The organism is Skermanella rosea, assembly GCF_016806835.2.
GTDB classification, from domain to species: Bacteria; Pseudomonadota; Alphaproteobacteria; order Azospirillales; family Azospirillaceae; genus Skermanella; species Skermanella rosea.
Map to the genome: position 1 here is coordinate 445,937 of NZ_CP086112.1, position 25,841 is coordinate 471,777.

At 69.9% G+C, this 25,841-nt stretch carries 19 protein-coding genes and 1 pseudogene; 13 read left to right on the forward strand and 7 right to left on the reverse strand.

Annotated features, from left to right (window positions below; genetic code table 11):
• Nucleotides 1-9: 9 nt before the first annotated feature.
• A complete protein-coding gene (locus JL101_RS30605) occupies nucleotides 10-465 on the reverse strand; it encodes an Hsp20 family protein (protein ID WP_203102063.1) in 456 nt (151 codons plus the stop codon).
• 246 nt (nucleotides 466-711) lie between these two features.
• Between JL101_RS30605 and ppc the strand changes: the two genes are divergently transcribed.
• On the forward strand, nucleotides 712-3,528 hold the full coding sequence (gene ppc, locus JL101_RS30610; protein ID WP_203102064.1) for a phosphoenolpyruvate carboxylase: 2,817 nt from the start codon (nucleotides 712-714) through the stop codon (nucleotides 3,526-3,528).
• Between the two features lie 25 nt (nucleotides 3,529-3,553).
• Here ppc and JL101_RS30615 read toward each other — a convergent pair whose 3' ends face one another.
• From JL101_RS30615 to JL101_RS30630, 4 genes are all read right to left on the reverse strand, one after another.
• Nucleotides 3,554-4,318, reverse strand: coding sequence for a hypothetical protein (locus JL101_RS30615; RefSeq protein ID WP_203102065.1), 765 nt, complete (start codon nucleotides 4,316-4,318; stop codon nucleotides 3,554-3,556).
• A 183-nt stretch (nucleotides 4,319-4,501) separates the two neighbouring features.
• Entirely contained in the window at nucleotides 4,502-5,620 is a 1,119-nt protein-coding gene (locus JL101_RS30620; protein WP_203102066.1) for a hypothetical protein, read from the reverse strand.
• A complete protein-coding gene (locus tag JL101_RS30625; RefSeq protein WP_203102067.1) occupies nucleotides 5,617-6,597 on the reverse strand; it encodes a glycosyltransferase family 2 protein in 981 nt (326 codons plus the stop codon). The genes JL101_RS30620 and JL101_RS30625 overlap by 4 nt, the downstream gene beginning before the upstream one ends.
• A complete protein-coding gene (locus JL101_RS30630; RefSeq protein ID WP_203102069.1) occupies nucleotides 6,594-8,090 on the reverse strand; it encodes an O-antigen ligase family protein in 1,497 nt (498 codons plus the stop codon). Before JL101_RS30630 ends, JL101_RS30625 begins: the two co-directional genes overlap by 4 nt.
• Before the next feature lie 405 nt (nucleotides 8,091-8,495).
• On the opposite strand from JL101_RS30630, the gene JL101_RS30635 reads away from it, so the two are divergent.
• The 9 genes from JL101_RS30635 (at nucleotide 8,496) to JL101_RS30675 (ending at nucleotide 21,525) form a co-directional block, all read left to right on the forward strand.
• Nucleotides 8,496-9,713 (forward strand): glycosyltransferase family 4 protein, encoded by a 1,218-nt coding sequence (locus JL101_RS30635; RefSeq protein ID WP_203102071.1) that lies wholly within the window; start codon nucleotides 8,496-8,498, stop codon nucleotides 9,711-9,713.
• Nucleotides 9,710-11,227, forward strand: a complete 1,518-nt coding sequence (locus tag JL101_RS30640; protein ID WP_203102073.1) for a hypothetical protein — start codon at nucleotides 9,710-9,712, stop codon at nucleotides 11,225-11,227. The genes JL101_RS30635 and JL101_RS30640 overlap by 4 nt, the downstream gene beginning before the upstream one ends.
• A gap of 3 nt (nucleotides 11,228-11,230) precedes the next feature.
• Entirely contained in the window at nucleotides 11,231-12,520 is a 1,290-nt protein-coding gene (locus JL101_RS30645; protein ID WP_203102074.1) for a glycosyltransferase family 4 protein, read from the forward strand.
• Between the two features lie 276 nt (nucleotides 12,521-12,796).
• Entirely contained in the window at nucleotides 12,797-14,008 is a 1,212-nt protein-coding gene (locus JL101_RS30650) for a glycosyltransferase (protein ID WP_203102075.1), read from the forward strand.
• A gap of 34 nt (nucleotides 14,009-14,042) precedes the next feature.
• Nucleotides 14,043-16,337, forward strand: a complete 2,295-nt coding sequence (locus JL101_RS30655; protein ID WP_203102076.1) for a GumC family protein — start codon at nucleotides 14,043-14,045, stop codon at nucleotides 16,335-16,337.
• Nucleotides 16,338-16,506: 169 nt separating this feature from the next.
• Entirely contained in the window at nucleotides 16,507-17,754 is a 1,248-nt protein-coding gene (locus JL101_RS30660; RefSeq protein WP_203102077.1) for a glycosyltransferase family 4 protein, read from the forward strand.
• Nucleotides 17,755-17,822: 68 nt separating this feature from the next.
• Complete coding sequence (gene rffA, locus JL101_RS30665; protein WP_203102078.1) at nucleotides 17,823-19,145, forward strand: dTDP-4-amino-4,6-dideoxygalactose transaminase; 1,323 nt, start codon at nucleotides 17,823-17,825, stop codon at nucleotides 19,143-19,145.
• A 62-nt stretch (nucleotides 19,146-19,207) separates the two neighbouring features.
• Complete coding sequence (locus tag JL101_RS30670) at nucleotides 19,208-20,515, forward strand: lipopolysaccharide biosynthesis protein (RefSeq protein WP_203102079.1); 1,308 nt, start codon at nucleotides 19,208-19,210, stop codon at nucleotides 20,513-20,515.
• 20 nt (nucleotides 20,516-20,535) lie between these two features.
• A complete protein-coding gene (locus JL101_RS30675; RefSeq protein ID WP_203102081.1) occupies nucleotides 20,536-21,525 on the forward strand; it encodes a glycosyltransferase family 2 protein in 990 nt (329 codons plus the stop codon).
• Nucleotides 21,526-21,664: 139 nt separating this feature from the next.
• Here JL101_RS30675 and JL101_RS30680 read toward each other — a convergent pair whose 3' ends face one another.
• A complete protein-coding gene (locus JL101_RS30680) occupies nucleotides 21,665-22,546 on the reverse strand; it encodes a hypothetical protein (RefSeq protein ID WP_203102082.1) in 882 nt (293 codons plus the stop codon).
• Between the two features lie 54 nt (nucleotides 22,547-22,600).
• Here JL101_RS30680 and JL101_RS36850 point away from each other — a divergent pair, with 54 nt between their 5' ends.
• The 3 genes and pseudogenes from JL101_RS36850 (at nucleotide 22,601) to JL101_RS30695 (ending at nucleotide 24,705) form a co-directional block, all read left to right on the forward strand.
• Nucleotides 22,601-23,494, forward strand: coding sequence for a helix-turn-helix transcriptional regulator (locus JL101_RS36850; RefSeq protein WP_203102083.1), 894 nt, complete (start codon nucleotides 22,601-22,603; stop codon nucleotides 23,492-23,494).
• A gap of 93 nt (nucleotides 23,495-23,587) precedes the next feature.
• Nucleotides 23,588-24,073 (forward strand): annotated as a pseudogene (locus tag JL101_RS30690) (YbhB/YbcL family Raf kinase inhibitor-like protein); the annotation flags it as partial.
• A 125-nt stretch (nucleotides 24,074-24,198) separates the two neighbouring features.
• A complete protein-coding gene (locus JL101_RS30695) occupies nucleotides 24,199-24,705 on the forward strand; it encodes a response regulator (protein ID WP_228435559.1) in 507 nt (168 codons plus the stop codon).
• Nucleotides 24,706-24,714: 9 nt separating this feature from the next.
• Here the strand turns inward: JL101_RS30695 and JL101_RS30700 are convergent, their stop codons facing one another.
• Entirely contained in the window at nucleotides 24,715-25,827 is a 1,113-nt protein-coding gene (locus JL101_RS30700) for a glycosyltransferase family 4 protein (RefSeq protein ID WP_203102085.1), read from the reverse strand.
• Nucleotides 25,828-25,841: the final 14 nt, after the last annotated feature.

Below are 25,841 nucleotides of genomic sequence, written 5' to 3' on the forward strand. Positions count from 1 at the left end.
GATGGTCGGTCAGGCCGCCTTCGGAGCCTCGACTTCCTTCGGCCGGGGATCGCCGTCGATCCGGATGGTGCGCGGCTTCATGGCTTCGGGGACCTCGCGGACGAGATCCAGGGACAGGAGGCCGTTGTCCATGTAGGCGCCTTTCACCTCGACATGGTCGGCAAGATTGAAGCGCCGCTCGAAGTCGCGCAGGGCCAGGCCGCGATGCAGGTATTCGGCATCGCTTCGGGCCGGCTTGCGGCCGGAGACCAGCAGCAGGTTCGGCTGCGCGGTGACCGTGATGTCCTCGGGCGCGAAGCCGGCGACCGCCAGGGTCACGCGGTAGGAGTGCTCGCCGGTCTTCTCGATGTCGTACGGCGGATAGTCGTCCGCCGGCTGGTAGCGCATGACATCGTCGAGCATGTCGGACAGGCGGTCGAAGCCGACCGTCGACCGGAACAGGGGAGAGAAATCGATCGTGCCCATAGCCACATCCTCCTCTTGAGCAACATGGATACGAGCGCGCCATGCTGTGGCGCGGCTTGTCCGCCAAGTCCTCGAAGGCCCTTGGCGACGGAGGATTTGGTATCGCGCCGCCCTGCTTCAAGAGGGGGAAAAACGACCCTCCGTGCCGGAATAATGCCGCAGCGCAGCACGGAGGGGATGGTGCGGCGGATTGTCGCCGAGTAGACTCTTCCCCGGCAGTCCGGGAAGCAAGGGGAGGCGTCTACCATGCGGGAGATCAACCAGACCATAGGGCAGACCGGTAGCCCGGCTGACGGGCAGGTCGAAGTGCCCGAGAAGGACATTCCGCTCCGCGACGACATCCGCCTGCTCGGGCGCATCCTGGGCGACACGATCCGGTCGCAGGAGGGCGACGCCGTCTTCGACCTGGTCGAAGGCGTCCGCCAGACCTCCATCCGCTTCCACCGCGACCAGGACCAGGCGGCCCGGTGGGAGCTGGAGGATCTGCTGAACGGCATGACGCCGCGCCAGACCACGCGGATCATCCGCGCCTTCAGCTATTTCTCCCACCTCTCCAACATCGCCGAGGACCAGCACCATATCCGCCGCACGCGCGCCCATGACCTGGCCGGGTCGGCGCCGCGGCCCGGCACCATCGGCCATGCGGTGGCCCGCGCGGAGGAGGCCGGGATTGGGATCGAGCGGCTGGAAACCTTCTTCAGGGAGGCGCTGGTCTGCCCGGTGCTGACCGCCCATCCCACGGAGGTGCGGCGCAAGAGCTCGCTGAACCGGGAGATGGACCTGGCACAGCTCCTGGCGGAGCGCGAGCGGGGCCGGATGACGCCGGAGGAGATGGCGGCCTGCGACGAGGCCATGCGCCGCGCCGTGCTGACCCTGTGGCAGACCAGCCTGCTGCGCTGGACCAAGCGCACGGTGATCGACGAGGTCCAGAACGGCGTCTCCTTCTACGACCACACTTTCCTGCGCGAGCTGCCGCGATTCTATGCCCAGCTGGAGGACCGGCTGGCCACGCTGCGCCCCGACCGGCGGCCGGCCGAGGTGCCGCCCTTCCTCCGGATGGGAAGCTGGATCGGCGGCGACCGGGACGGCAATCCCTTCGTGACCGCCGACGTGGTCGGCCGGACCATGCGGCTGCAGAGCACCCGGGCGCTCGCCTTCTACCTGGACGAGGCCCACGCGCTGGGCGGGGAGCTGTCGCTGAACCGGCGGAACGTCACCGTCTCCGAAGCGCTCCGCGACCTGGCGGACCGGTCGCCGGACCGCTCGCCCAACCGCCAGGACGAACCCTACCGCCGCGCCCTGACCGGCATCTACGCTCGGCTGGCCGCCACCGCGCGGGCGCTGGGGCAGGCCGAGGTGCTGCGCCACGCGGTCGGCGACGCGCCGCCCTATGCCGACGCCTCGGAGCTGAAGGCCGAGCTGGACGTCATCCACGACTCCCTGATGGGCAACGGGTCGGAAGTGCTGGCCCGCGGTCGGCTGCGCCAGCTCCGCTACGCCGTCGCGGTGTTCGGTTTCCACCTCGCCAGCCTGGACCTGCGCCAGAACTCCGACGTGCATGAGCGCACGGTCGCCGAACTGCTGGAGGCCGCGGCGCCGGGCACCGGCTATGCCGGCCTCGACGAGGAGGCGCGCATCGCCCTGCTGCTGGAGGAGCTGAAGACCGCCCGGCCGCTGGCCTCCCCGTTCATCGACTATTCGGAGGAAACGGCCGGCGAGCTGGCGATCCTGCGCATGGCGGCAGACGCGCACCGCAGATACGGCGCCGCGTCGATGCCGAACTGCATCATCTCCAAGGCGGACGGCGTGTCGGACATGCTGGAGGTGGCGCTCCTGCTGAAGGAGGTCGGGCTGCTCCGGCCGCTGGACGCGGCGCTGGACGTCAACATCATCCCGCTGTTCGAGACGATCGGGGACCTGCGCAACTCCACCCGGATCATGGACCGCCTGCTGTCGCTGCCGGCGTACCGGAGGCTGCTGGAGAGCCGCGGCCTGGAGCAGGAAGTGATGCTGGGATATTCCGACAGCAACAAGGACGGCGGGTTCGTGACGTCGGGCTGGGAGCTGTACAAGGCGGAGATCGGGCTGGTCGAGGTCTTCCGCCGGCACGGCGTCCGGCTGCGCCTGTTCCACGGCCGCGGCGGATCGGTCGGGCGGGGCGGCGGCCCCAGCTACCAGGCGATCCTGGCCCAGCCGGGCGGCGCCGTGCAGGGGCAGATCCGGATCACCGAGCAGGGCGAGACGATCTCCGGCAAATATTCCAACGCCGAGGTCGGCCGCCGCAACCTGGAGACCCTGGCCGCCGCCACGCTGGAGGCGACGCTGCTCCACCCCGACGCCGCGGCGCCCCGCGACGAGTACCTGGCGGCGATGGAGGAGCTGTCCGGCCACGCCTTCGACGCCTATCGCGACCTGGTCTACGGGACCAAGGGCTTCGAGGATTACTTCTGGGAATCGACGGTGATCACCGAGATCGCCAGCCTGAACATCGGCAGCCGGCCCTCGTCGCGGAAGAAGACCCGCAGCATCGAGGACCTGCGCGCGATCCCCTGGGTGTTCAGCTGGGCCCAGTGCCGGCTGATGCTGCCGGGCTGGTACGGGTTCGGCTCGGCGGTCCGGGCATGGCTGGCCGATCATCCCGGGGACGCGCCGGACGGCGGGATGGCCATGCTGCGGTCGATGCACCGGGACTGGCCGTTCTTCCAGACCCTGCTGTCGAACATGGACATGGTGCTGGCCAAGAGCAACATCGCGATCGCGTCGCGCTACGCCGAGCTGGTGACCGACCCGGACCTGCGCCGCACCGTCTTCGAGCGTATCCGGTCGGAGTGGCAGGCCTCGATCGACGCGCTCCTGGCGATTACCGGGCAGGACAGCCTGCTCCAGGGAAATCCCCTGCTGGCCCGCTCCATCCGGAACCGTTTCCCTTACCTGGACCCGCTGAACCACGTGCAGGTCGAGCTGCTGCGCCGCCACCGCGGCCGGAGCGAGGAGGAGTACGTCCTGCGCGGCATCCAGCTGACGATCAACGGGATCGCCGCGGGGCTCCGGAACAGCGGGTAGGATCGGCGGTGGCGGGGAGGACGGCTCAGGTGTAGCGGATCAGCAGGACGAGGCGGGCCGAGGAGATCGGCTGCATGGCGCGGTGGAAGGTGTTGGGGTCCTCGGCGAAGCCGTCGCCCGGCTCGCCGGTGGCGATCACCACCTGGCCGGGCCCGTAGTAGCTCATCAGCTCGGCCTCGCTGATCGTCGTGCTCGGCCGGAACAGCATCGACACCTTCTTCCTGCGGTGGGAGCCCAGGATCGTCGCGTGCGCCCCGTCCAGGTCGTCGTCCCCCTTGAGGATGTAGAAGAAAAGCGAAACCGAGTTCTTGCCGATCACGTCGTAATGCCAGCGGCTCGCCAGGTCGATGTCCTTGTGCTGGGTGGGCGGCAGGTTGGTCGGGAACGACCAGCGCAGCGATGCCTCGATCCCTTGCGGGTTGAACCCCAGGACCCGCTTGCCGAGCAGCAGGAGCTTCGGGTCGTGGGTGATCCTCCGGACCGCCTCGCACCGGTCCAGGTCGACCGTCTCGGCGACCGCGACCGGCTCGCCGGTCGGCAGCCTGCCGCCCGCGACCGCTTCCAGCGGCAGCCCTTCCCGAGCACCCCATGGCTTGACCGGGGTGGTGGTGCCGAACTCGGCCAGGGCGTCGCGGAGGTCGTCCGGCAGCCGGAGCCCGAGGGCAAGCCCGTCCCGCTTGATCCGCAGGGCGACCTGCTCGACGTCCATCGTCGTGAACAGGGAACCATCCTGCCCCCTGGGGTCCAGATGGTCCTGGTCGGGCGCTGCGATCTGGTAAAGCGTGGACATCAGGCCCTGTATCCGCCTGATCGATCCGAAGCGCCCCAGCGTTCGCTGAAGGCGCTTTTCCTTGATGACGGCGTTCAATCTCGAAGGTTTCACTGTTGCGCACCAGGTTGAAGCAGTTTCAGACGAAAGTAAGAGAAGCGCCCCCCGCCGGAAAGCGACGCTAAGGCGCTAGCCCATAAAATTTTATCCAAATGTGTGGTGGGCGGCGCAGCAGCCCGCCGCCGCCGTTCCCAGGTTCCGGCGGACCTTGCGGTAGGAATCGACCACGTCATGGGCGAGGGCGTCGGTTTCCAGCGAGCGCAGCATGTCGCCGACGGTCCTGCCCCCCCTCACCACGATCTCGGCGGGTGCCTCGATCAGCAATCCGGCGCGCCCGGCGTCCTGCATCCAGCGTTGTTCCTCCTGGACCGCCTCGGCGGCCAGGGCGGTCGCCTCCTCGGCGCAGGCCTGGACGAGCCAGCCCCTCATGTCGGCCGGAAGCCGGTCGACCACGGCGGATTTCGCCAGCAGTTCGGTCGCCAACCCCGGCGAGAAGGCGCCGAAGCGGACATAGCGGAGCCCGGCGTCATCGAGCCGCCGGATCGGGCCGGCGAGCAGCGGCGGCACTTCCGCCGCGACCGCCTCGCCGTTCACGACGGCGCCCAGGGCCGCCGCCGGGGTCATCGGCACGGCGTCGAACCCGAGCCGCTCCCAGACGGCGGCGGAGCCGGGGCTGCAGGCGATCCTGCCCGCGTCGGGCCAGGCGTCGTCCCGCACCGCCATCCCGCCGGCCGCGACCTCGCCGGTGAACCAGACCGCCAGGCCGGCGCGCCCGGCCTGGTCCTCGCGCACGCCCCGGCCCGGCGATGTGTTGCGCCAGACCCGGATCTCCGGAGCCGTCATCCCGAACATCTGCATGCCGAACAGGGTCCAGACCGGCGGCGCCTCGGGCCACAGGTGGGCGGCCGAGTGCCAGGCATCGATGGGGATCCGCGCGATGTCGTCGAGCGCCGGCAGGCTGGCGGTCCCGATATCCACCAGTTCGACCGCGACGGACCCGCCGCTCAGCCACTGGATACGCTGGGCGAGGCGCCGGGTGGAGAGGCCGAGCAGGTTGCCGTAGAGCGGCCAAGCCGCGCCGAGGCGAAGGCGGTGGACCGGCGTTCCGCCCATCTCCTCCCCTGCCCGGCCCTGGGACCGGACCGCGGACGACGCGATCGGGACCAGGCAGGCCATGCCCCCGACCTTGGCACCGGCCTTCAGGCCCGCCTTCAGGAAGGAGCGCCGGTCGATCCCCCGGTCTTTCCTGGGAGGGGGCCTCATGGGCTGGCGGCCAGCGGCATGCCGCGCGGCGTCCGCTCGCGGCGCCAACTGGCCAACCCTTCCAGCCGGCCGCGCAGGGTCGCGCGCCAGCGGTCGAGCGCGAGGCGGCGATCGGAGCGGGCTTCCAGCGCCAGGCAGAGCAGTCCCGGCGCGTTTCGCGTCCCGCAGGCCAGCGACCACGCCAGCAGCGCCGCCCGCCGGACCGGCGAAAGGTAGTGGAGCAGCAGGAAGGTCTCGTTGTGGACCGCGTCGCTGACCGCCCGCGCGTTGAAGCTGTTGCGCCTGTCGTAGTCCTGGCGCGGCGCGGGGAAGTGGTCGACCAGGATCGCGGGGTCGTAGACCAGCTGCCAGCCTCGCCCGATCAGGTCCAGACCGATGCCCAACTCGAAATGGACCTGCGCGCCGGCCCCCTTCAGCCGCCGGTCGAATCCCACCTTGCGCAGCAGCCCGGTCCTGTAGGCGCAGTTGACGCCCTTCAGCACCTGGACCCGGCGCGGGCCGCCGCATCCCAGATGGTGGTTGCCGATCACGCGGCCCCACCACTGGACCAGGCCGACCTTCTCGTGCAGGCCGCCCGGCTCGCCCAGTTCCCCCGGGATCAGGTCACGCCCGCCGACGCCGCCGACCTTCACCGATTCGGCGAAGACGCGCTCGATCCGCTCCAGCCAGTCGGCATGGGGAACCGCGTCGTCGTCGGTGATCGCGACGACCTCGCCCCGGACATGGTCGAGGCCGGTCGCCATCGCGTGGATCACGCCGGGCTGGTCGACCAGCACCAGGTCCGGCGGCGTGTTCGGGGCGAACAGCGGGGCGAAGCGCCGGACGGTATCGATGGTCTCGCCGTCGCCGTCGCGGGCGACGACGACGATCTGGTCGGCCGGGCGGCGCTGCCGGGCGAGGCCGGCGAGGCACCGGGCAAGGTCCTGCGGGCGCCGGTAGGAGGGAACCAGGACGCTGATCTTCATCATGGTCTTCATGGTGCGGAGGCTCCGCGGCTGGAGGATCTGGCGGTGGAGGATTGGGAGGCCCAATGCCGCTCGGCCGCGATCGAGAAGCCGATGAAGCTCCAGAACAGGGTGCCGATGAAGCCGGTCAGCATGTTCGTGAAGACCATCTGGACCAGGATCGACAGGGCCACCGATTCCGCGACCGTGACGAAGCCGTCCTGCCGGCTCCAGCGTCGCTTGAAGGTGGCCGTGACCAGCAGCGCCACGCCGGACAGGTAAAGGGCGCCGCCCAGCCAGCCGAGCACGAACGGCACTTCCAGCAGGCCGCTGTCGATCACGCCGAGCTCGCCCATCTTGCCGTTGTTGGAGATCTTGGTCGCGACGCCGGTGGCGCCGATCCCCTGGCCGACCGGGTTGGACAGGGCGTCCTCGACGAAGGTCTGGAAGAAGTGGATCCGGTCCTTGAAGCTCTGGTCGTCCTGCGCCTTGTCGCCGATCATGCTCTCGATCCGGGTCGTCACCGTCTTGGACACCTCCTCGACCGACAGCAGCGGCAGCGACAGGACGACGGTCAGCACCACGGCCGCGATCAGCTTGGCCCGGCGGGACATGTCCATCTTGGCGAGCATGATGAACAGGCCGGCGCCGAAGCCGACCCAGGCGGCGCGCACCAGCGACAGCAGCAGCGCCACGATCGCGGGGATGCCGGCCAGGAAGGGCAGGCGCCCGCGGGCGCCCAGCACGATCAGCAGGCTGACCGCCAGCATGTTGGCGTAGGGACCGGGGGAGTTCAGCGTGCCGAAGATCCGGACCTCCAGGGGCGCCGGCCGGCCGATCGACTCCATCTGCACGACCTGCATCCAGAACGCGTCCCACGGCGCCAGGAAGAAGAACTGGTAGATGCCGTAGATGCCGAGCACGGCCGCTCCCATCAGGAACGCCTGCTCGGTCGAGACCTTCAGCTTTTCATAATTGCGCCAGCTGAAGGCGATGTGGATGCCCATCACCACCGGCAGGACCCAGTTCAGCACGTCGAACGAGGCCGGGCTGAAGCCGGCGTTCATCACGCCGATCGGATAGGCCAGCGACAGCGCCACCAGGATCGGCACGAAGGGGAACATGTCGCGCTGGCTGAGCCGGGGCAGGAACCGGATCACGGTGACCAGCATCAGCAGGCTGACCACGTAGGGCGCCAGCATGATCGGGCTGAACTCGGTCCAGCCGGATTTGAAATCGACCACGCGGCGCACGAACGGCGTCAGGAACCAGATCCACCAGAGATGGACCAGATAGGCCGCCGGGAACCGCACGAACAGGAAGGCGCCGATCACGAAGGCGAGCGGCGTGTAGAAGAACCGGGTGGCCCCCGTCAGCCCCGCCGCGCAGGACAGCAGCACGATGGCCCAGAAGCCGCCGACGAAGAACAGGCTGACCGGCACCGTCAGCTTGAGCTGCCGATCGCGCCGGGCCCTGGGCGAACCCGGGGGCGGACCCTGGGGAGGAACCATGCTGTACGCCGTCATTCACCGCTTCCCGATTATTTGCAGGCCGATGCCATCGCCGGACCGGGCGACGGCACGGTCTCTCGAATATCACAGGCGGCGCGTCCGGACGGGCGAGGAAAGAAGGTTAGTCCGAAGAAGAAACCGGCCGGAACACCCGCAGAGTCTTCGGGATCATACGACAGGTCGGGGCGGAGACTTGGATGACCCGGATCATCCAAGGATAGGACTTCGTCGGAGCACACCGGAGAAAATAATCGGTTACTCCTTCGCTCCTCCTTTCGCTCCATCCATCGCTTCCCCGACAGCCCCGAAGGGTGGGCCGTGGCGTCCCGGAAGGCCCCTCCGATGAGGATCTGGCGGCATTTGAGTCGATTGCCCTAGCCTCCGACGTCAGCTTCCAGTCACGACCCGGGTGTTTCCTTCATGACCTTGTCGCATCCCGCCGTCGACGCGCCCGGCGGCCGTCAGCCGCTGTCGCTGGTTCCGCCCGCGCGCGTCACCTCCCTGCAGATCGGCATCGGCTGGTTCCCCGAGACGCCGGGCGGGCTCGACTGCGTCTATTACAATCTCGCCCGCCATCTGCCCGACCAGGGCGTCGACGTCGTCGGGCTGGTCGCCGGATCGGAAGGCGTCGCCCGCAGCAGCGGCGGCCGGGTCATCAGCTTCGCCCGCCACGACGACGACTGGAAGGTCAGGATGAAGGCGATCCGGGCCAGGGCCGGCGAGGTCCTGAAGTCCGGCGGAGCCGACCTGATCGCCAGCCATTTCGGCCTCTACAGCCTGCCCCTGTACGACCATCTGCGCAAACATCCTTTCGTGATGCACTTCCACGGCCCCTGGGCGCTCGAATGCGCCGCCGAAGGGGGCGGGTTCCTGGCGCAGCACAGCCGCTGGCTGATCGAGACGGCGGTATACCGCACGGCCGACCGCTTCATCGTCCTGTCCGACGCCTTCGCCCGGCTGCTGGAGAACCATTACCGCGTTCCCGGCGACAGGATCGACGTGGTCCCCGGCGGGGTCGCCGACAGTTTCTTCCAGGAGAACGCCACCCCGGCCGAGGCGCGCCGGCTGCTGGACCTGCCGTCGGACCGGCCGATCCTGCTGACCGTGCGCCGCCTGTGCCGGCGCATGGGGCTGGAGGACCTGATCGACGCCATCGGCGACCTGCGCGAGGCGGTTCCCGACGTGCTGCTGCTGATCGGCGGCAAAGGCCCGATCGAGGCCGAGCTGAAGCGCCGGATCGCGGAGCGCGGGCTGGACCGCCATGTCCGCATGCTGGGGTTCATTCCCGATGCGGAACTGCCGCTCTACTACCGCGCCGCGGACCTGTCGGTCGTGCCGTCGGTGACGCTGGAAGGCTTCGGCCTGGTCGCGGCGGAATCGCTGGCCGCCGGATGCCCGGCGCTGGTGACCCCGGTGGGCGGGCTGCCCTCGGTCGTGGCCGACCTGTCGCCGGGACTGGTGCTGGAGGACGGCGGCCAGGCCGGGCTGGCGGACGGCCTTGCCGCCGTGCTGCTGGGCGTCATCAAGGTGCCCGGCCGGGTGGAATGCCGCCATTACGCGCTTGACCGGTTCCAGTGGTCGCTGGTGGCCGAGCGCACCTCCCGGGTCTATCGCAAGGTGCTGGGAGGCGGGCGTTGAGCGCCGCCCACGGGGCGCTTCCCGGAGCCCTGGCGGGGCCGTGGATGCTGGACGGGCGGGACGCCATCTACGGCATGGTCGCCGGGGTGTCCAACGCGATCCCGGTCGGCGTGCTGCGCGGCACCGGCACCGTCTCGGTCGCCGACAAGGGGGCGATCGGCGACGGCGCCAGCCATCCCCTGTCGGAGGTGTTCCCGACCCTGGACGCCGCCCGCAAGATGTACCCGTTCGCCGCCACCCTGCGGATGGAGATCGACGAGGCGGCGATCCGCCTCGCGATCCTGGAAGCCGAGGCGGCGCGGCCCAAGAAGGCGGTCTACCTGCCCGGCGGCCGGCGCTACCGCGTCGGCGGCACCCTGACGCTGGACCAGGTGTCGATGTTCTCCGACGCGATCGGGACGACCCTGGTCTGCGCCGACCTGGGACCCGGCAGGCCCTGCATCGAGCTGACCGGCGATTCCAACCGGATGAACCTCCGGCCGTACCTGCGCGACCTGACCATCGAGGGGCCGGGGCGACCGGCCCGGGTGGGCGAGAGCCCGGCCGAATGCGACGGGGTCCGGATCGGCCGGCCGGGTACGAAGACCGCGCCGCAGCTGGAGCGGGTGTTCGTCAACGGGTTCCGCAACGGCATCGTCATCGACCAGGATGACGGCCACATCATGATGTACAGCGTCGCCGCGACCGACAACTACTACGGCCTGCATCTGGTCAGGACCAACGGCGACACCAAGATGCTGAACTGCCAGTTCGGCGGCAACCGGTTCGCCGGCATCGGCTGCCGGCCCGACGCCGGGCTGGGCGGCGGCTTCACCTGCTATCAGACCACTTTCGGCTTCCAGCCCTACGGCATCTACCAGGAGCCCGGGCCGGGCTGGAACAACCTGCTGACCGACGGAATCATCCATGGCCGGTTCGAGGCGCTGGGCAACGGGGCGATCGTCTCCGACGCGACGGCCGCGGGCGAGAACCCCATGGTGTCCGGGATCCGGATCGTCGGGACCGGCTTCAACTGGGACGATTCCTTCAGGATCGCGTCCCGGCCGCGGGACTATTGCCTGAAGCTGCCCTTCGTCCAGGGCATCAACACGATCGAGATGGACAATTTCCCGTTCGCCCCGGGCGACAAGGGAATGATCCGCGCCGGCGACGGGCAGGGACGGTTCCGGCTGATCTTCTCCGGCCGGGCCAAGCCCGAGCCCGACTGGAAGCTGGTGGCCGGCAACGACTACACCGAGGGCCTGACCCGCGTCAGCGTCCGCGATACCGTGAACACGGTGGAAGTGGCGGTTCCAGCCGGGGCGCGTTCCGCCTCCGTCCGGGTGCAGACCAACTGCTACGCCGCCTCGTCGCGCGGGATCAACCCGCAGGCAACGCCCATGGGCGATCCCGGCGGCTCCTGGTGGATCGCCACCGCGGAGCAGGGCGGCTTCACCGAACTGACCGTGCGGCTGTCGGCACCGGCCCCGTCGGGCGGTGTGCGGTTCCGCATCCTGGTCACCGACAAGGACTGATCCATGACCCATGCCGAGCCCATGGTCTATGCCGAGCATTGCGGCCTGAACATCGGGATGGTCAGCTTCGCCTTCCACCGCCAGAACGGCCAAGGTCTCGTGAACTGCGAGATCGCCGCCGCGGCGCTGGCCCGCGGCCATCGCGTCACCCTGTTCTGCGAGGAGGCCGACCCGGCCTTGGCGGCGCATCCCGGCGTCGAGGTGGTGCGCCTGAAGGCCTGGAAGCTGCCGACCCAGTTGCTGCGCGACCAGGCGCTGGCGCTCCAGGCCACGGCGGCGGTCGCGCGCCGGCGGCGGCGGCTGGACCTCGTCGTGACCAACGGCTTCTGCATGTGGGGCCGAAGCGACGTCAACGCGGTCCATTTCCTGCACCGCACCTGGACCCGGTCGCCCAACCATCCCTGGCGCCTGAAGCGCAGCCCCGACAGCGCCTACCGCTGGCTCTACAGCCAGGCGAACTGCCTGTTCGAGCGCCACGCCCTCGCCCGGTCCGGGCGGATCGTCGCGGTCTCCGACCCGCTGCGTGACGAGGTGATCGGGATGGGCTTCCCGCCCGACCGGGTCGTCACGATCCATAACGGCGTCGATCTCTCCCGCTTCCGCCCCGGTCCCGGCGACAGGGCGCGATTCGGGCTGCCGGAGGGGGTTCCGACGGGCATCTTCGTCGGTGACATCCAGACCAGCCGGAAGAACCTGGACAGCGTCCTGAAGGCGCTCGCGGTCACCCCCGGCGTCCATCTCGCGGTCGTCGGCACGGCGGAGGGCAGCGCCTTCCCGGCCATGGCGGAGCGGCTGGGCGTCAGGGATCGCTGCCATTTCCTGGGCTTCATGAGTCCGGACGGCGTCGCGGCGGCGTTCCGCTCGGCCGACTTCTTCGTCTTCCCCTCGCGCTACGAAACCAGCGGCCTGGTCCTGCTGGAAGCGGCGGCGACCGGCCTGCCGGTGATCACCGCCGCCTCGGTCGGTGCCGCCGGGATCTTCGCGCCCGACGCGGCGCTGATCTCCCCCGATCCGGAGGACGTCGCCTGGCTCGCCCGGGCCATGGCCCGGTTGCGCGACGATCCCGGCCTGGCCCGCAGCCTGGGCCGCGCCGCCCTGGAAGTCGCCGGGCGCCAGACCTGGGACATGGCGACCAGGAATTACCTCGAGTTGTTCGAACGGATGACCCGACGCGAGTCTGGAGCTGTACCCGATGAGGTCGATCCGTGCGAGACAGTCGATCCGATGCGTTGCGCCATGGGCGCAACCTACGATCGTCGTCTCGCATCACCTCCGCCCGGCATCGAGCCGTAGGTTGCGCCCATGGCGCAACACAGGGCGGAGAGTGGAACGGCCGGCTGCGAGGACCGGAGCGGTTCAACCTGATCGGGGACCGCTCCAAGGGCGGAACCGCAACGGGCCTGGGGGTTCCCGAAGGCGCCTGAGGGCGCTTGCGGATTATCCCGCACCGCGCCATCGCGCAGGGAGTCATGATCCTTTCGGTAGTAGTACAAATCCAGGACTGATCCGGCGTCCGGGATTTTGGTAAAAAAACTTATAACGATTTTGTCACGGGATGCGCCGGGCCAGATGGATCCTTCCATACTCTTCGTCGATCACGCCTCCGATGTGGGCGGAGCCGAGCTGTCGCTGCTCGATACCGCGCTGCATTGGGCGGCGCCCTTGCACGTTGCGCTCATGCAGCCGGGGCCGTTCCGCGACCTGCTGCGCGACCAGGGCGTGCCATCGACCCTTGTCGAGGCGGGCGAGGCCGTCCTCGGCGTCCGCCGCGGCGGCGGCTGGGACCAGGGGCTGCGCGCCGCCGCGGGCATTCCCCGGCTGGCGCACCAGCTCGCCCGGCTCGCGAAGGGCTACGACGTCGTCTATGCCAACACCCAGAAGTCGCTGATCGTCGGCGGCCCCGCCGCCTGGATGGCCGGCCGGCCGCTGGTCTGGCACCTGCACGACATCCTCTCGGCCGAGCACTTCTCGGCGATGAACCGGCGGCTGCCGGTCCTGGTCGCCAACCGCTTCTGCGCCCGCGTGATCGCCAATTCGGCCGCGACGGCCGAAGCCTTCGTCCGCGAGGGCGGCGATCCCGACCTGGTCGGCGTGGTGCCGAACGGCTTCTCCAAGGCTCCCTTCGAACGGGACTCCGAGGCGGAGGTCGCGGAACTCCGCCGCGCGCTCGGCCTGGACGGCAAGCCGCTGGCCGGGATGTTCGGCCGCCTCGCCCCGTGGAAGGGCCAGCACGTCTTCATCCGCGCCGTCGCCGCCGTCCCCGGCCTCCATGCCGTGATCGTCGGCGGCGCGCTGTTCGGCGAGCAGGTCTACGAAGAGGAGCTGAAGCTTCTCTGCGCCGAACTGGGTGTCCGGGACCGGGTCCATTTCCTGGGGTTCCGGCGGGACATCCCCCGGCTGATGCGCATGATGACCCTGATCGTCCACGCCTCCACCGCGGCCGAGCCGTTCGGCAGGGTGCTGGTCGAGGCGATGCTGGCCGGTTCCCCGCTGATCGCGTCCCGGGCCGGCGGCGCGCTGGAGATCGTCGAGGACGGCGTCACCGGCCGCCTGGTCGCACCCGGGAGCGTCGCCGAACTCCGGGCCGCCATGGCGCGCATCCTGGCCGAGCCCGGGGAGGCCGCCGCGATGGCGGACCGGGCCCGGCGGGCGGCCGCCGCGAACTTCTCCACCGAGGTCATGATCGACGGCATCCGCCGCGAGATCGGCCGCGTCCTGCCCGCTCCGGAACCCGCCCCGCTTGCTGGCGGCCGCGGCGGTTCAACAGCCATTTCCGGCTGAATTCAAAAACCATCAAACTTTGATTGAGGCGATAATGAGCGTCGAGATGCTCTCCTCCCCCATCAGCGAGCCGGCACCCGCCCACGCCCGCCCGGCCAAGGGCGACGAAATCGACCTTGGCGCCATCATGGCCGCGATCAAGCGCCGCCGGGGAACGATCCTGGGCCTGACGGTGGCCTGCACCGCGATCGGGATCGGCGCCAGCTACGCCGTCAAGCCGACCTACTGGGCCGAGGCGGTGATCTCCCTGAACGTGCGCGGCGCCGCCGTCACGGAAAGCGCCAGCGTGATCCCAGACCTGAAGGTCGACAACTCGATCATCCGCGGCGAGATCGACATCCTGACCTCGCGCACCGCCGCCGGCCGGGTGGTGGATTCGCTCAAGCTGACCCCGGAGCCGGTCTCCGAGGATGCCGGCGTGATCAAGGCGAGCCTCCAGCGCATGGGCCGCTCGATCGCGGAGTCCGGCCTGTTCGAACAAGTCGCCGCCCTGGTCGGCCCGAGCGAGACGATCGACGGGCTCCGCGCGGCGCTGGCCCGGCAGGACGTCCAGGCCCAGCCGGTGTCGAGCGATCCGCGCGAGCAGATGATCAACATCCTGCTGGGCAATGTCAGCGCGGCCAACGACGGCCGGTCCTACAGCATCCGGGTGGGTTATTCGGCGGCGTCGGCGGACCAGGCGGCGCTGATCGCCAACGCCTTCGCCGCCGAATATCTCCAGATGCAGCGGGACGAGAAGGTCCGCGAGACGGTCAATGCCAACGAGTGGCTGAAGCGCCAGGTCCAGGTGCTGCGCGAGGACGTGCTGGCGGCCGAGACCCGGGTCCAGAAGCTCCAGGAGAACGCCGGACTGGCCGACCCCGCGCGCGGCGGTTCGGCGGTGAGCCAGCAGATGGCGCAGCTCAACGTCCAGCTCGTCGCCGCCCGCGCCGCGGTCACCCAGGCCGAGGCCAAGCTGCGCTCCGGCCAGGACATGCTGCGCACCCGCGGCAGCATCGACAGCGCCGCAGCCGTGCTGGAAAGCCCGATGCTCCAGCTGCTGGCGCGCGACCAGACCGAGATCAAGCGCAAGATGGCCGACCTGTCGAGCCAGTACGGCGACCGCCACCCGACGATCATCGGTCTGCGCAGCGAACTGGCCTCGGTCGAGCAGCGGATCCGCGACGAGATGCAGCGGACCGTCCAGGCCCTGAACAACGACGTCGCGGTCGCCCGCGCCAGCGAGCAGAGCCTTCAGAACCGCCTGCGCCAGCTCGAGGCGAGCTATGCCGACGGCGCCAAGGTCGAGATCCAGGTGCGCCAGTTCCAGCGCGAGGCCGACGCCGCCCGCGAGCTGTACCAGAGCTTCCTGCAGCGCATGAAGGAGACCGGCGCGCAGGCCGAGCTGGCCCGCCCCGACGCCCGGATCATCTCCGAAGCGGTCGAATCCCCGTTCCCGGCCTTCCCCAACCGCAAGCTGTTCGCCGTGATCGGCCTGGTGTTCGGCCTGTTCCTGGGCCTGTTCATCGCCTTCGTCGCCGAGAACCTGCAGCGCGGCTTCAACGACATAGACGACCTGGAAGGCGAGACCGGCATCCCCGGCTTCGGCAGCATCCCGCTGGTCCGGCGCGGCCGCAAGGGCAACCCGGTGGACTATCTGGTGGAGAAGCCGATTTCCGCCTATTCCGAGTCCCTGCGCACCGTCCAGAGCCTGATCCACAGCGTCAGCCAGAGCCGCACCGCCCGCGTCATCCTGGTCACCTCGGCGGTGGCGGGAGAGGGCAAGTCGACCTTCTGCGCCTCGCTGACCCGCCAGCTGGCGCTCGGCAACCAGAAGGTCCTGCTGATCGACGGCGACCTGCGCCGCTCCCGCCTGCTCGAGGTGCTGCCGGGCAAGCCCGTGGTGGACCAGGCCGACGCGCCCGCCGACCTGATCGAGGTGCTGGAAGGCAGGCGGGAATTCGGCGACGCGATCCGGGTGGACGAGGCGACCGGCCTCCATTACCTCGCGACCGCGCGCCACGAGCAGAACCCGCAGCGGCTGCTGATGGGCCGCCCGATGCAGGGCGTCATCACCCAGGCGCTGCGCCACTACGACCTGGTGGTGATCGACGCGCCGCCGGTGATGGCGGTGTCCGACGCCCTGGTGCTGGCCCGTTACGCCGACGCCAGCCTGCTGATGGTCCGCTGGTCCCGGACCTCGCGCAAGCTGGTGAACGACGCGGTCAAGCGGCTGCGGGTCAGCGGCGTCAAGGTCTCCGGCGCGGTCATGACCATGGTCGACCTGAAGAAGCGCGCCAAGGGCGGCCACGAGGACTACAGCTACCGCAACCCCTACTACGCGGACTGAGCGCGGCCGGGCGGGGCGCCGCGCCGACGGCGCCCCGCAGGGGGTAAGGCATATCCGACAGAAATGGGTATGCGGAAGAGCGGCCCGGGACCTCTTCCTATTCGGCGACCGCGGTGCGCCGCAAAATTATACTAAATCCGTGACAAACAGCCAGAGAGGCAAGCACGTCATGCCGTTCGACAGTAGCGGTTTCCTGGTGGAAAAAGCGCGCGTGGCCGTGATCCACGACTGGCTTTATACTTACGGCGGCGCCGAGCGGGTGCTGGAGCAGATCCTGGCGGTCTTCCCCAATGCCGACGTCTTCAGCCTGTTCGATACGCTTCCCGACGACCAGCGGGGCTTCCTGGGCGGGCGCAAGGTCAGGACCTCGTTCATCCAGAAGCTGGTGCGCAGGAACGGCAACCACCGGTTCCTGCTGCCCCTGATGCCGCTGGCGATCGAGCAGTTCGACCTGTCGGACTACGACCTGGTGATCTCCAGCTCCTACGCCGTCGCCAAGGGGGTCATCACCGGCCCGCGGCAGTTCCATGTCAGCTACGTCCACTCGCCGATGCGCTACGCCTGGGACCTGCAGCACGAATACCTGCGGAACTCGAAGCTGACCAGCGGCGCCAAGGCCTGGATGGCCAAGCTGCTCCTGCACAAGATGCGGCTGTGGGACATCCGGACCAGCAACAGCGTCGATTCCTACATCGCCAATTCCAACTTCGTCGCCCAGCGGGTCTGGAAACTGTACCGCCGCCCGGCGAAGGTGATCTCGCCGCCGGTCAACGTCGACCGCTTCCGGGCAGGCGAAAGCAAGGGCGACTTCTATTTCACCGCGTCGCGCCTGGTCCAGTACAAGCGCATCGACCTGATCGCCGAGGCCTTCTCCCGGACGCCGGAACGGCGGCTGGTGATCGCGGGCGAGGGGCCGGAGATGCGCCGCATCCAGGCGCTGGCCGGCCCGAACGTCGAGATCCTGGGGCATGTCGATTCCGACCGGCTGACCGCGCTGATGCAGCAGGCCCGGGCCTTCGTCTTCGCGGCGGAGGAGGATTTCGGCATCGTCCCGCTGGAGGCCCAGGCCTGCGGCACGCCGGTGATCGCCTATGGCCGCGGCGGCGCCCTGGAGACGGTCCGCGGGTTGCTGACCTCGGCGCAGCCGACCGGCATGTTCTTCAACCGCCAGACCAGCGACAGCCTCGTCGAGGCGGTCGACCTGTTCGAGCAGATGTCGTCCCGGATCACCCCGCAGGCCTGCCGCGCCAACGCGCTCCGCTTCGGCGAACAGCGCTTCCGCGACGACCTGCTGACCTTCATCGGCCAGGAGTTCGATCGCCACGTCCAGCATTACGACGGCGTCCGCCCGGAACCGACGGCAGAGGCCGAGTGGGCCGAGAAGCGTCTCGTGTCCCAACCCGGCCATGCGGCGTGACCTCGCCGGCCGCGCAATCCCAAGAACAGCAAACGACAAAGAGTCTCTGTAGAGCGAAAGGCGCAATCATGAGCGTGCCCGAGAGGATGATGATGAACCCTGTTCAAGCGGCCGACGGCGTCGTCAGTCTCGGTGCCGCGACGGGGGGATCCCATGCCGGCGATGCCACGGCCGACGGTTCATCCTTCGCGTCGATCCACAAGTTCAGGCTGTCCGACGTCAAGCAGACGTTCCGGTCGCGCCTGATCGAGCCGGTCGGACCCGTCCCGTTCAACCGGATCTTCCTTACGGGCGAGGAGCGGTCGAGCCTCAACGCCGCCTCGGGAGACGACAATGTCGCGACCGACGGCCGCGCGACCACCCGCTGCATCGAGTTCCTGAAGTCCCGGCTGGGGCTCCGCCACGTCCTCCTGACCCCGTCCTGCACGCTGGCGCTCGAGGCCATGCCGCGCGTCCTGGGGATCGGTCCGGGGGACGAGGTGATCATGCCGTCCTTCACCTTCTGCTCGACCGCCAACGCCTTCCTGCTGGCGGGCGCCACGCCGGTCTTCGTGGACGTGCGGATCGACACCCTGACCATGGACGAGAACATCGTCGAGGCGGCGATCACGCCCCGGACCAAGGCGATCTGCGTGGTCCACTATGCCGGCGTCAGCTCCGACCTGGACCGGATCGCGGCCGTGGCGGCGCGCCACGGCATCCCCATGGTGGAGGACGCGGCCCAGGGCGTCGGCGCGTCCTACAAGGACCGGGCGCTGGGCAGCATCGGCGAGATGGGTGCCTACAGCTTCCACCACACCAAGAACATCGTCTCCGGCGAGGGCGGCGCCCTCTGCATCAACAACCCCGCCCTGGACGATTCCGCCTGCAATTACCGGGACAAGGGTACCAACCGCCGCCAGTTCTTCCGCGGCGAGATCGACAAATACACCTGGGTCAGCCCCGGCTCGTCGCTCGCCATGAGCGAGATCGTGGCGGCCTTCCTGGTGTCGCAGCTCGAAGCCATGGACCTGATCACCGCCCTGCGCGGAGCCGCGTACGGCTACTACCGCAAAGGCCTGCGCGGCCTGGAGCGCCGGGGCCTGCTGACGCTGCCGGTCATCCCCGGCTATGCCCGCAGCAACTACCACATCTTCCACATCCTGCTGGAAAGCCAGGACACCCGCGACCGTCTGCTGGCCTTCCTGAAGAGCTGCGGCGTCCAGGCAACGTCCCACTTCGTCCCGCTGCACTCGGCGCCCATGGGCGTCTCGCACTGCCGGACGGCGGGCCCCCTGCCGGTCACCGAGCACGCGGCGAGATGCATGGTGCGGCTGCCGCTGTTCGCGAACATCACGCGCAGCGAGCAGGACAAGGTGATCGAGGCGGTCCGCGCGTTCTTCCAAGGCTGAAACGGCCTGACGCGGGCGCTCCTCGGGGCGCCCGCGTGCGTAATCCCCATGGGAAAGATTTGATGAAGGCGTTGCGGTTCATCTTCGGCGGGGGCAGCACTGCCGCCGCCGTCCAGACATTCGGCGCCCGGGTGATCATCCTGGGCATGAACCTGCTCACGGGGATCGTGACGGCCAACCTGCTGGGTCCGGAAGGCCGGGGAGAGCAGGGTGCCATGGCCTTGTGGCCGTCGGTCCTGATGCCGATCCTGGCGATCGGCCTGCCGATGTCCCTGGTCTACAACTGGCGGAAGTCGGAGCGGTTCGGGCCGGATTTCTTCTACGCGGCGATCGCCGTCTCGCTGGCCGTGGGAACCGTGGGCGGCGGCGCCGCGGCGCTGGCGATGCCCTGGCTCCTCAGTGGCTACGACCCGGAGGTCGTGGCGGGCGCCCAGGGGCTGGTGCTGCTGATGCCGTTCATGCTGTGCAATACCCTGGTCTACAGCGTCTACGAGGCGCTGGGCCGGTTCCGGTGGATCAACATCGTCATGCTGGGGCAGACGCTGGCCACCCTGGTGCTGCTGGCCGTCCTGGGCTGGATGGGCGAGCTGACGGCGGTGCGAAGCGCCTACTGCTACGCCCTGCCGCCGCTGGTCTTCGCCCTGGTCTCCGGCCTGCGGGCGCTGCCGCGCCTGCCGGTGCGGCTGCGGCACCTGAGGGGAACGGTGAGGCGGCTCCACGGCTACGGCTGGCGGTCCTACGGGATCGAGTTCATGGGCGTGATCTCCTCCTACATCGACCAGCTCCTGCTGGTGGCGCTGCTGGCCCCGGCCGAACTGGGCCTGTACGTCGTGGCCGCCAGCCTGGCGCGCATGCTGCACATGATCAGCGGTTCGGCCGCGGTCGTGCTGTTCCCCAAGGTGGCCGCCCAGCCGCTGGACGACGTCATAACCTATGTCTCGCTGAGCTCGCGCGTCGCGACGACGGCGACCGGGCTGCTGGCCATCGGCATCGCCCTGGTGGCGCCGGTCATGCTGCCGTTCATCTACGGCGCCGATTTCGCGCCGGCGACCCGGATCTTCCCGATCCTGCTGGCCGAGGCGGTGCTGACCGGCAGCATCCGGATCATCGGACAGGGCTTCATGGGCGCCGGCCGGCCGGGGGTGATCGCCTGGGCCCAGGGCGTCGGCCTCGCCTGCGTGGTGCCTCTGCTGTGGGTCCTGGTCCCTGCCTACGGCGTCATGGGAGCGGCTGCGTCGATGCTGCTGGCGACCATCGTGCGCCTCTCCTTCATCGCCGTCGCCTACGAGCTGCTGCTGAGCAGGCGCATGCCGGGCCTGATCATGCGGCGCAGCGACGTGAACTTCCTCTATCGGCGGTTCGTGAACTGAACCCGCGGAGTGGCATTCCAATGAGTGACCTGATCAGCGTCTGCATACCGGCCTACGGCAAGCGGTTCCTGGCCGAGACCCTGGAATCGCTGACGAAGCAGGACTACCGCCCGTTCGAGATCGTGATCGGCGACGACCGCCCGGACGCGGTGGACGAGGCGCTGCTGAACGCGCTGCGGACGGACGAGGGGATCACCGTCCGCTACATCCCCAACCGTCCCCGGCTGGGCCAGGCGGGCAATGTCAACATGCTGTTCCGGGAGGCGCGCGGGGCCTGGATCCTGATCATGCACGACGACGACCTGATGATGCCCGACGCCCTGTCGGCGCTCCATGCCGGCGCGGTCCGCCACCCCGGCGCCTCGGTCGTCTATGGCCGGGTCACCATGATCGACGCCGCCGGCACCATCGACCCGGCGGCGACGGCCCGGGGCAACCGCGACTTCGGCCGCACGCCGGACCGGGCCGGCGCGCAGTCCTCCTCCCTGGCGGCCGCGGTGGACGGGCGCATCCCGCACAACGGCTTCCTGGTGCGCGCCGACCTGGCCCGCGCCGTGCTGTACAGGTCGCGGGAGGAGGTCGGGGACGTCTGCGACTATGATTTCGGCATCCGGCTGGCGCTCGCGGCCCCGGACGCGCCCTTCGTCTTCGTGGACCACGACGCCTCGGCCTGCCGGCGCTGGGGCGGGCAGATCTCCGCCGCGTCGCGCAGCGGCATCTTCGCGCTGGACCTCCTGGACCGGCTGGAGCCGCGCGGCGCCGAGGAGAAGGCCGCCGTCGGCCGCGCGGTGGCCCGCCATGCCGCCATCGCCCTGTGCGAGCACGCCCGCGCCGGCAACCGCGCCGCCGCCCTGCGGCTGCTGTTCTCCGGAGCCTACCGGAGCACCGCCCGGCCCGCCGAGGCGGCGTACCACGCGCTCCTGATCCTCTCGCCGGAACTGGCCGGAAAACTCATGGCCAAGTTGCGGCTCGGCCGGCGCGCGCGCCACGCCGACATGGCGATGGGGTGAGTCTGGAACTCGGAGGGTGCGCGTCCCGCGCACCAGGGCGGCGAGACGCCGCCCCTCCACAACCGCGATCCTTCGGGAAGCTGCCAAAATTACTGCGCAGAGGCGGTGAAGCGGCCTGCTGCTGTGCTCGACGGATGGCTCACTCGCGCGCTGGTTCCGGGACTTCCGGAAGCGGGGCCGTCAGGGGGTTTTCGCCGGGTCCGGCTGCGGGTCGGCCGGAATCTCGCGGGCCGGGATCTCCCGGTAGGTCCAGGCTCCCTTCACGACCCGGCGCATCGGGGGAGGTTCCGGTTTCTTGGGGAGCTTGCCGCTCTCCGACGCCTGGCGCGCGCGCAGCCTCAGGGCTTGTACCAAGCTCGCCGTGCGGTCCATAGGCGCCTCCATCCAGAGCATCCTTCACAGATATAGCAATGATCAGCGCCAATGCGAAGGACATTGCCACCATCAGCACGCTGAAGGCCCGCGCTCGGGCCCGGAGCCGCTTCGCGTTGTTCGCGCGGCTGACCACCGCGGCCTCGGCGAACTGGCGGGTCAGGATGCCGCGCAGGTCGTCGATCACCGCCTGCTCGACGAGGGCGGTGGGATCGGCCTCGCTCCCGGCGGGTCCGCCGCCTGCGTCCTGATCCTCCGCCTGCCGGTAATAGGCGGTCAGGTCGGCGGCGTGGCGGATCAGCTCCACCTCGCCCATCGCGTAGCTGAAGGTCCTGAGCCGGACCGCCTGGAACAGGAACCACAGCAGCAATGCCAGGCTGCCGATCAGGCCCGCCAGCAGCCCGTGCTCCAGCAGGGGCCAGAATGCCAGGGCGAACGGGGCGAGCGTGCCGTGGGCGAAGCCGATGAAAGTGATCAGGATGCCGACGGAGGTGGCGAAGAACGGCAGGCTTCGGACGACGTTCTCCTCCTGGTCCAGCTCGCGCCTGAAGCCCTCCGTCACCAGCCGTTCCAGGTATTCGGCGGCTTGGCCCGTGGCGCCGAGGGGGGCCGCGGAAGCGTTCGGAAGATCGTCGTCGTCGTGGTGCATGCTCTTGTCCCGGGTGCCGCCGGCCTTCGACAAAGTGTATGGTCGTCGCCGACCATGACAGCAGCCACCGGACCAGTTTTCGCCGAACAGTTCCAGCGCGCGGAATCGCCGCTCCGCCGGCTGCCGTCCCTGCTCGGCGGGCGGGAGGGCGGCGTCGGCCGGGCGGAGGCCGGGGCGGTCGCGGTGGTTTCGGCCACGCTGCCGCAGCGGCTCCGGGCCGTGCCGCTGCTGAAGCACTGCCTGGTGGCGGTGATCGACGGCGTCAAGCACATCAGGGACGACGGGGACGGCGGGGCCGCCGTCGCCCCGGCCGGCTGGTTCGTGGCCCTGCGGGCGGGGGAACGGCCCAACATCGCCAACCTGCCCGATTCGGGAACCGGCCGCTACCGCGCCGTCGCCCTTACCTTCGACCGGGAGACGCTGGCCGTGCCGGCGCTGCCGCGCCCGGCGTCCCGCCGGGTTCCGCCCGGCTACGCGGTGCTGCCGGACGATCCGGCGCTCGCCGAGTCGTTCGTCCACGCCGTCGCCGGGCTGGCGTCGCCGGCCCTGTCGGGGGAACTGGCCCGTCACCGCCTGGCCGAGGTGCTGCTGGCCCTGGCCGAGCGGGGCGTCGGCTGGTCGCCGGCCGATGCCGAGGGGCCGATCCAGAAGGTCCGGCTGATGATCTCGGACCGTCCGCAGCTTCCCTGGTCGGCGGCGGACGCGGCGCGGCTGCTGGGGATCTCGGAAGCCACCCTGCGGCGGCGGCTGGCGGCGGAGGGCACCTGCTTCCGCGAGATCCTGGCGGAGAGCAGGCTGTCCCACGGGCTGGCCCTGCTCCAGACCACGCGGGCCGGCATCGCCGAGGTGGCGCTCGCCTGCGGGTATGATTCGCCGTCCCGCTTCTCCGGCCGGTTCCGGGAGCGGTTCGGCATGCCTCCGTCCGAGGTGCGCGGCCGGGAGGGGTGAGCGAAGCGGGACAGGCCGTGAGCGGCAGCGGCGCGAAAGCCCGCGGGGGATCGGAGTAGCTTTCCGCCCATCCATCCATTGGGAGAAAAGCGCATGAAAGCCGCATTGCTGCCGCTGGCCCTGGCCGGAGCCCTGCTGGCCGGTCCGGCCCTCGCCGCGGAGGAGTTCCGCCTGTCCAGCCCCGACGTGGCGGAGGGCAAGACCCTCGCCGCCGCCCAGGTGCTGAACGGGTTCGGCTGCACCGGGGGCAACGTCTCGCCGGCACTGTCCTGGACGGGGGCGCCCGCCGACACCCGCAGCTTCGCCGTGACCGTCTACGATCCCGACGCGCCGACCGGAAGCGGCTGGTGGCACTGGGTCGTGTTCAATCTCCCGCCGTCGGTGACGAGCCTGCCGGCCGGGGCCGGCGACTCCGCCAAGCGCCTGCTGCCGGCCGGCGCCGTCGAGGGGCGCACCGATTTCGGCGGCCCGGGCTTCGGCGGCGCGTGCCCGCCGGCGGGCGACAAGCCGCACCGCTACGTCTTCTCGGTCCACGCCCTGAAGGTGGACAGCCTGCCGCTTGACAGCCAGGCGTCGGGGAAATCCTGTGCATCCGGTGGGAGGAGGTCGGCGGCCCGGCGATCGACGGCGTGCCCGCCCGCGAAGGCTTCGGCTCCGTGCTGTTGCGCCAGGTCGTGGAGTCGCAGCTGGGCGGAATACTCGAGATGGACTGGCCCGCGGAAGGCCTGTCGTCCCGGATCTGCCTGCCCGGCGATGCCTGGCAGGCGGTCGGCGTGAACGAGATCGCGCAACCGGCCGGCGTGTCGGTCGCGTCCGGTCCGGCCACCCATGCCGGCCGCCGCGTCCTGGTGGTCGAGGACGAGGCCCTGACGGCGATGGCGATCCAGATGCTGCTGGAGGATGCCGGCTACGCGGTGCTGGGTCCCGTCGGACGGGTCGAGGACGCGCTCGACCTGCTGCGGTCGGGTCCGCCCGATGCCGCCGTGCTGGACGTCAACCTGTTCGGCGCCACGGTCGACCCGGTGGCGGCCACCCTGGAGGACATGGGCGTGCCCTTCCTGTTCTGCACCGGCTACCACAACGGCGGTACCGCCGGCGAGCGCCATCCCAAGGCCCCGGTGCTGGGCAAGCCGGTCAATGCCAACAACCTGCTGGCGGCCGTCGGCGGCCTGATCTCGGGGGAGGCGCGGGCCGGCTCGGCCGCGGGGTGAAGACCCGCCTCAACCCAGCGGCGCCGCTCCCGCCGGGATCGCGCGCGGCTTCGGCACCAGCTCCTCGTAGACCCTGTCGACGTTCCGCACCATGTGCTCCAGCCGGAAGCGGTCCAGGTCCTTGACGGCGGCGCGCCTGAGCGACTCCGCGGTGTCCGGATCGGTCAGCACCCGCAGCAGGGCGTCGCCCAGCGCCTTCGCGTCCGTCGGCGGCACCAGCAGTCCGGCCTTGCCGTGGTCGAGCAGTTCCGGCACGCCGCCCACCTGGGTTCCGATGATCGGCGCGCCCAGTTCGCGCGCCTCGATCAGGACCAGCGGGAAGCTGTCCAGCCGGGACGCCAGGACGAACACGGCGGCCTTCCGCATATAGGCCTGGAAGTCGCTGCGGAAGCCGGTGAAGTGGATGCGGGGCGCGCTTCCCAGCGTGGCGGCGTGGCGCTTGAACTCGGGCAGGTCCGGTCCGTCGCCCACCAGGTACAGGTTGGCGCCGGGGACCTTGTCCGCGATCGCCTCGAAGGCGGTCAGAAGCTCCGTGATGCCCTTGCGCTGGAACATGCCGGCGACGGTCACGATCGCGGGCTGGGACAGGTCGACGGGGTCACCCTCCGCACCGGGCGCGCCATAGGCGGAATAGCGCGGGCTGCCGATCACCGCGTTCTCGACGAAGCGCATCCGCCGCGCCGGCAGGCCGAGCCGGATGAACTCGTTGCCGACGTCCCGGCTGACCGCGATCGTGCGGTCGGCGATCCGCATCACCAGGGAGCTGCGCTGGTGCAGGCTGTGGAGATGGCCGACGACGGAGTAGGAGTGGAAGGGCTTCGACAGCGTCGCCAGCACCGTTCCCGTCATGTTGTGGCAGTGCACGATGTCGGGCTTCCGCGCCGCCACGATGCTGTTGAAGCGGTACAGCGCCTTCGGGACGTTCCCGGCCGTCCGCTTCTGGTCCAGCACCTGGTGGTCGATGCCGCGGCTGCGCAGCAGGGTCTCGTACTCGCCGCCGCCGGAGACGACCGTGACCTCGTGGCCCGCCATGGCCTGGCCGCAGGCCAGGTCGAGGGCGGCGTTGATGATGCCGTTGCCAAGGTTTCGGACATCGTTGAGAACGTGGATTATCCGGTACATCGGTTCAGTCCTGA

Coding starts and splice junctions, on each gene's coding strand:
- JL101_RS30635 (WP_203102071.1), top strand. CDS start 8,496: ATGACCTTGTCGCATCCCGCCGTCGACGCGCCCGGCGGCCGTCAGCCG.
- JL101_RS30655 (WP_203102076.1), top strand. CDS start 14,043: ATGAGCGTCGAGATGCTCTCCTCCCCCATCAGCGAGCCGGCACCCGCC.
- JL101_RS30625 (WP_203102067.1), bottom strand. CDS start 6,597: ATGAAGACCATGATGAAGATCAGCGTCCTGGTTCCCTCCTACCGGCGC.
- JL101_RS30620 (WP_203102066.1), bottom strand. CDS start 5,620: ATGAGGCCCCCTCCCAGGAAAGACCGGGGGATCGACCGGCGCTCCTTC.
- JL101_RS36850 (WP_203102083.1), top strand. CDS start 22,601: ATGACAGCAGCCACCGGACCAGTTTTCGCCGAACAGTTCCAGCGCGCG.
- JL101_RS30615 (WP_203102065.1), bottom strand. CDS start 4,318: ATGTCCACGCTTTACCAGATCGCAGCGCCCGACCAGGACCATCTGGAC.
- JL101_RS30695 (WP_228435559.1), top strand. CDS start 24,199: ATGGACTGGCCCGCGGAAGGCCTGTCGTCCCGGATCTGCCTGCCCGGC.
- ppc (WP_203102064.1), top strand. CDS start 712: ATGCGGGAGATCAACCAGACCATAGGGCAGACCGGTAGCCCGGCTGAC.
- JL101_RS30660 (WP_203102077.1), top strand. CDS start 16,507: ATGCCGTTCGACAGTAGCGGTTTCCTGGTGGAAAAAGCGCGCGTGGCC.
- JL101_RS30630 (WP_203102069.1), bottom strand. CDS start 8,090: ATGACGGCGTACAGCATGGTTCCTCCCCAGGGTCCGCCCCCGGGTTCG.
- rffA (WP_203102078.1), top strand. CDS start 17,823: ATGAGCGTGCCCGAGAGGATGATGATGAACCCTGTTCAAGCGGCCGAC.
- JL101_RS30675 (WP_203102081.1), top strand. CDS start 20,536: ATGAGTGACCTGATCAGCGTCTGCATACCGGCCTACGGCAAGCGGTTC.
- JL101_RS30645 (WP_203102074.1), top strand. CDS start 11,231: ATGACCCATGCCGAGCCCATGGTCTATGCCGAGCATTGCGGCCTGAAC.
- JL101_RS30700 (WP_203102085.1), bottom strand. CDS start 25,827: ATGTACCGGATAATCCACGTTCTCAACGATGTCCGAAACCTTGGCAAC.
- JL101_RS30605 (WP_203102063.1), bottom strand. CDS start 465: ATGGGCACGATCGATTTCTCTCCCCTGTTCCGGTCGACGGTCGGCTTC.
- JL101_RS30670 (WP_203102079.1), top strand. CDS start 19,208: ATGAAGGCGTTGCGGTTCATCTTCGGCGGGGGCAGCACTGCCGCCGCC.
- JL101_RS30680 (WP_203102082.1), bottom strand. CDS start 22,546: ATGCACCACGACGACGACGATCTTCCGAACGCTTCCGCGGCCCCCCTC.
- JL101_RS30650 (WP_203102075.1), top strand. CDS start 12,797: ATGGATCCTTCCATACTCTTCGTCGATCACGCCTCCGATGTGGGCGGA.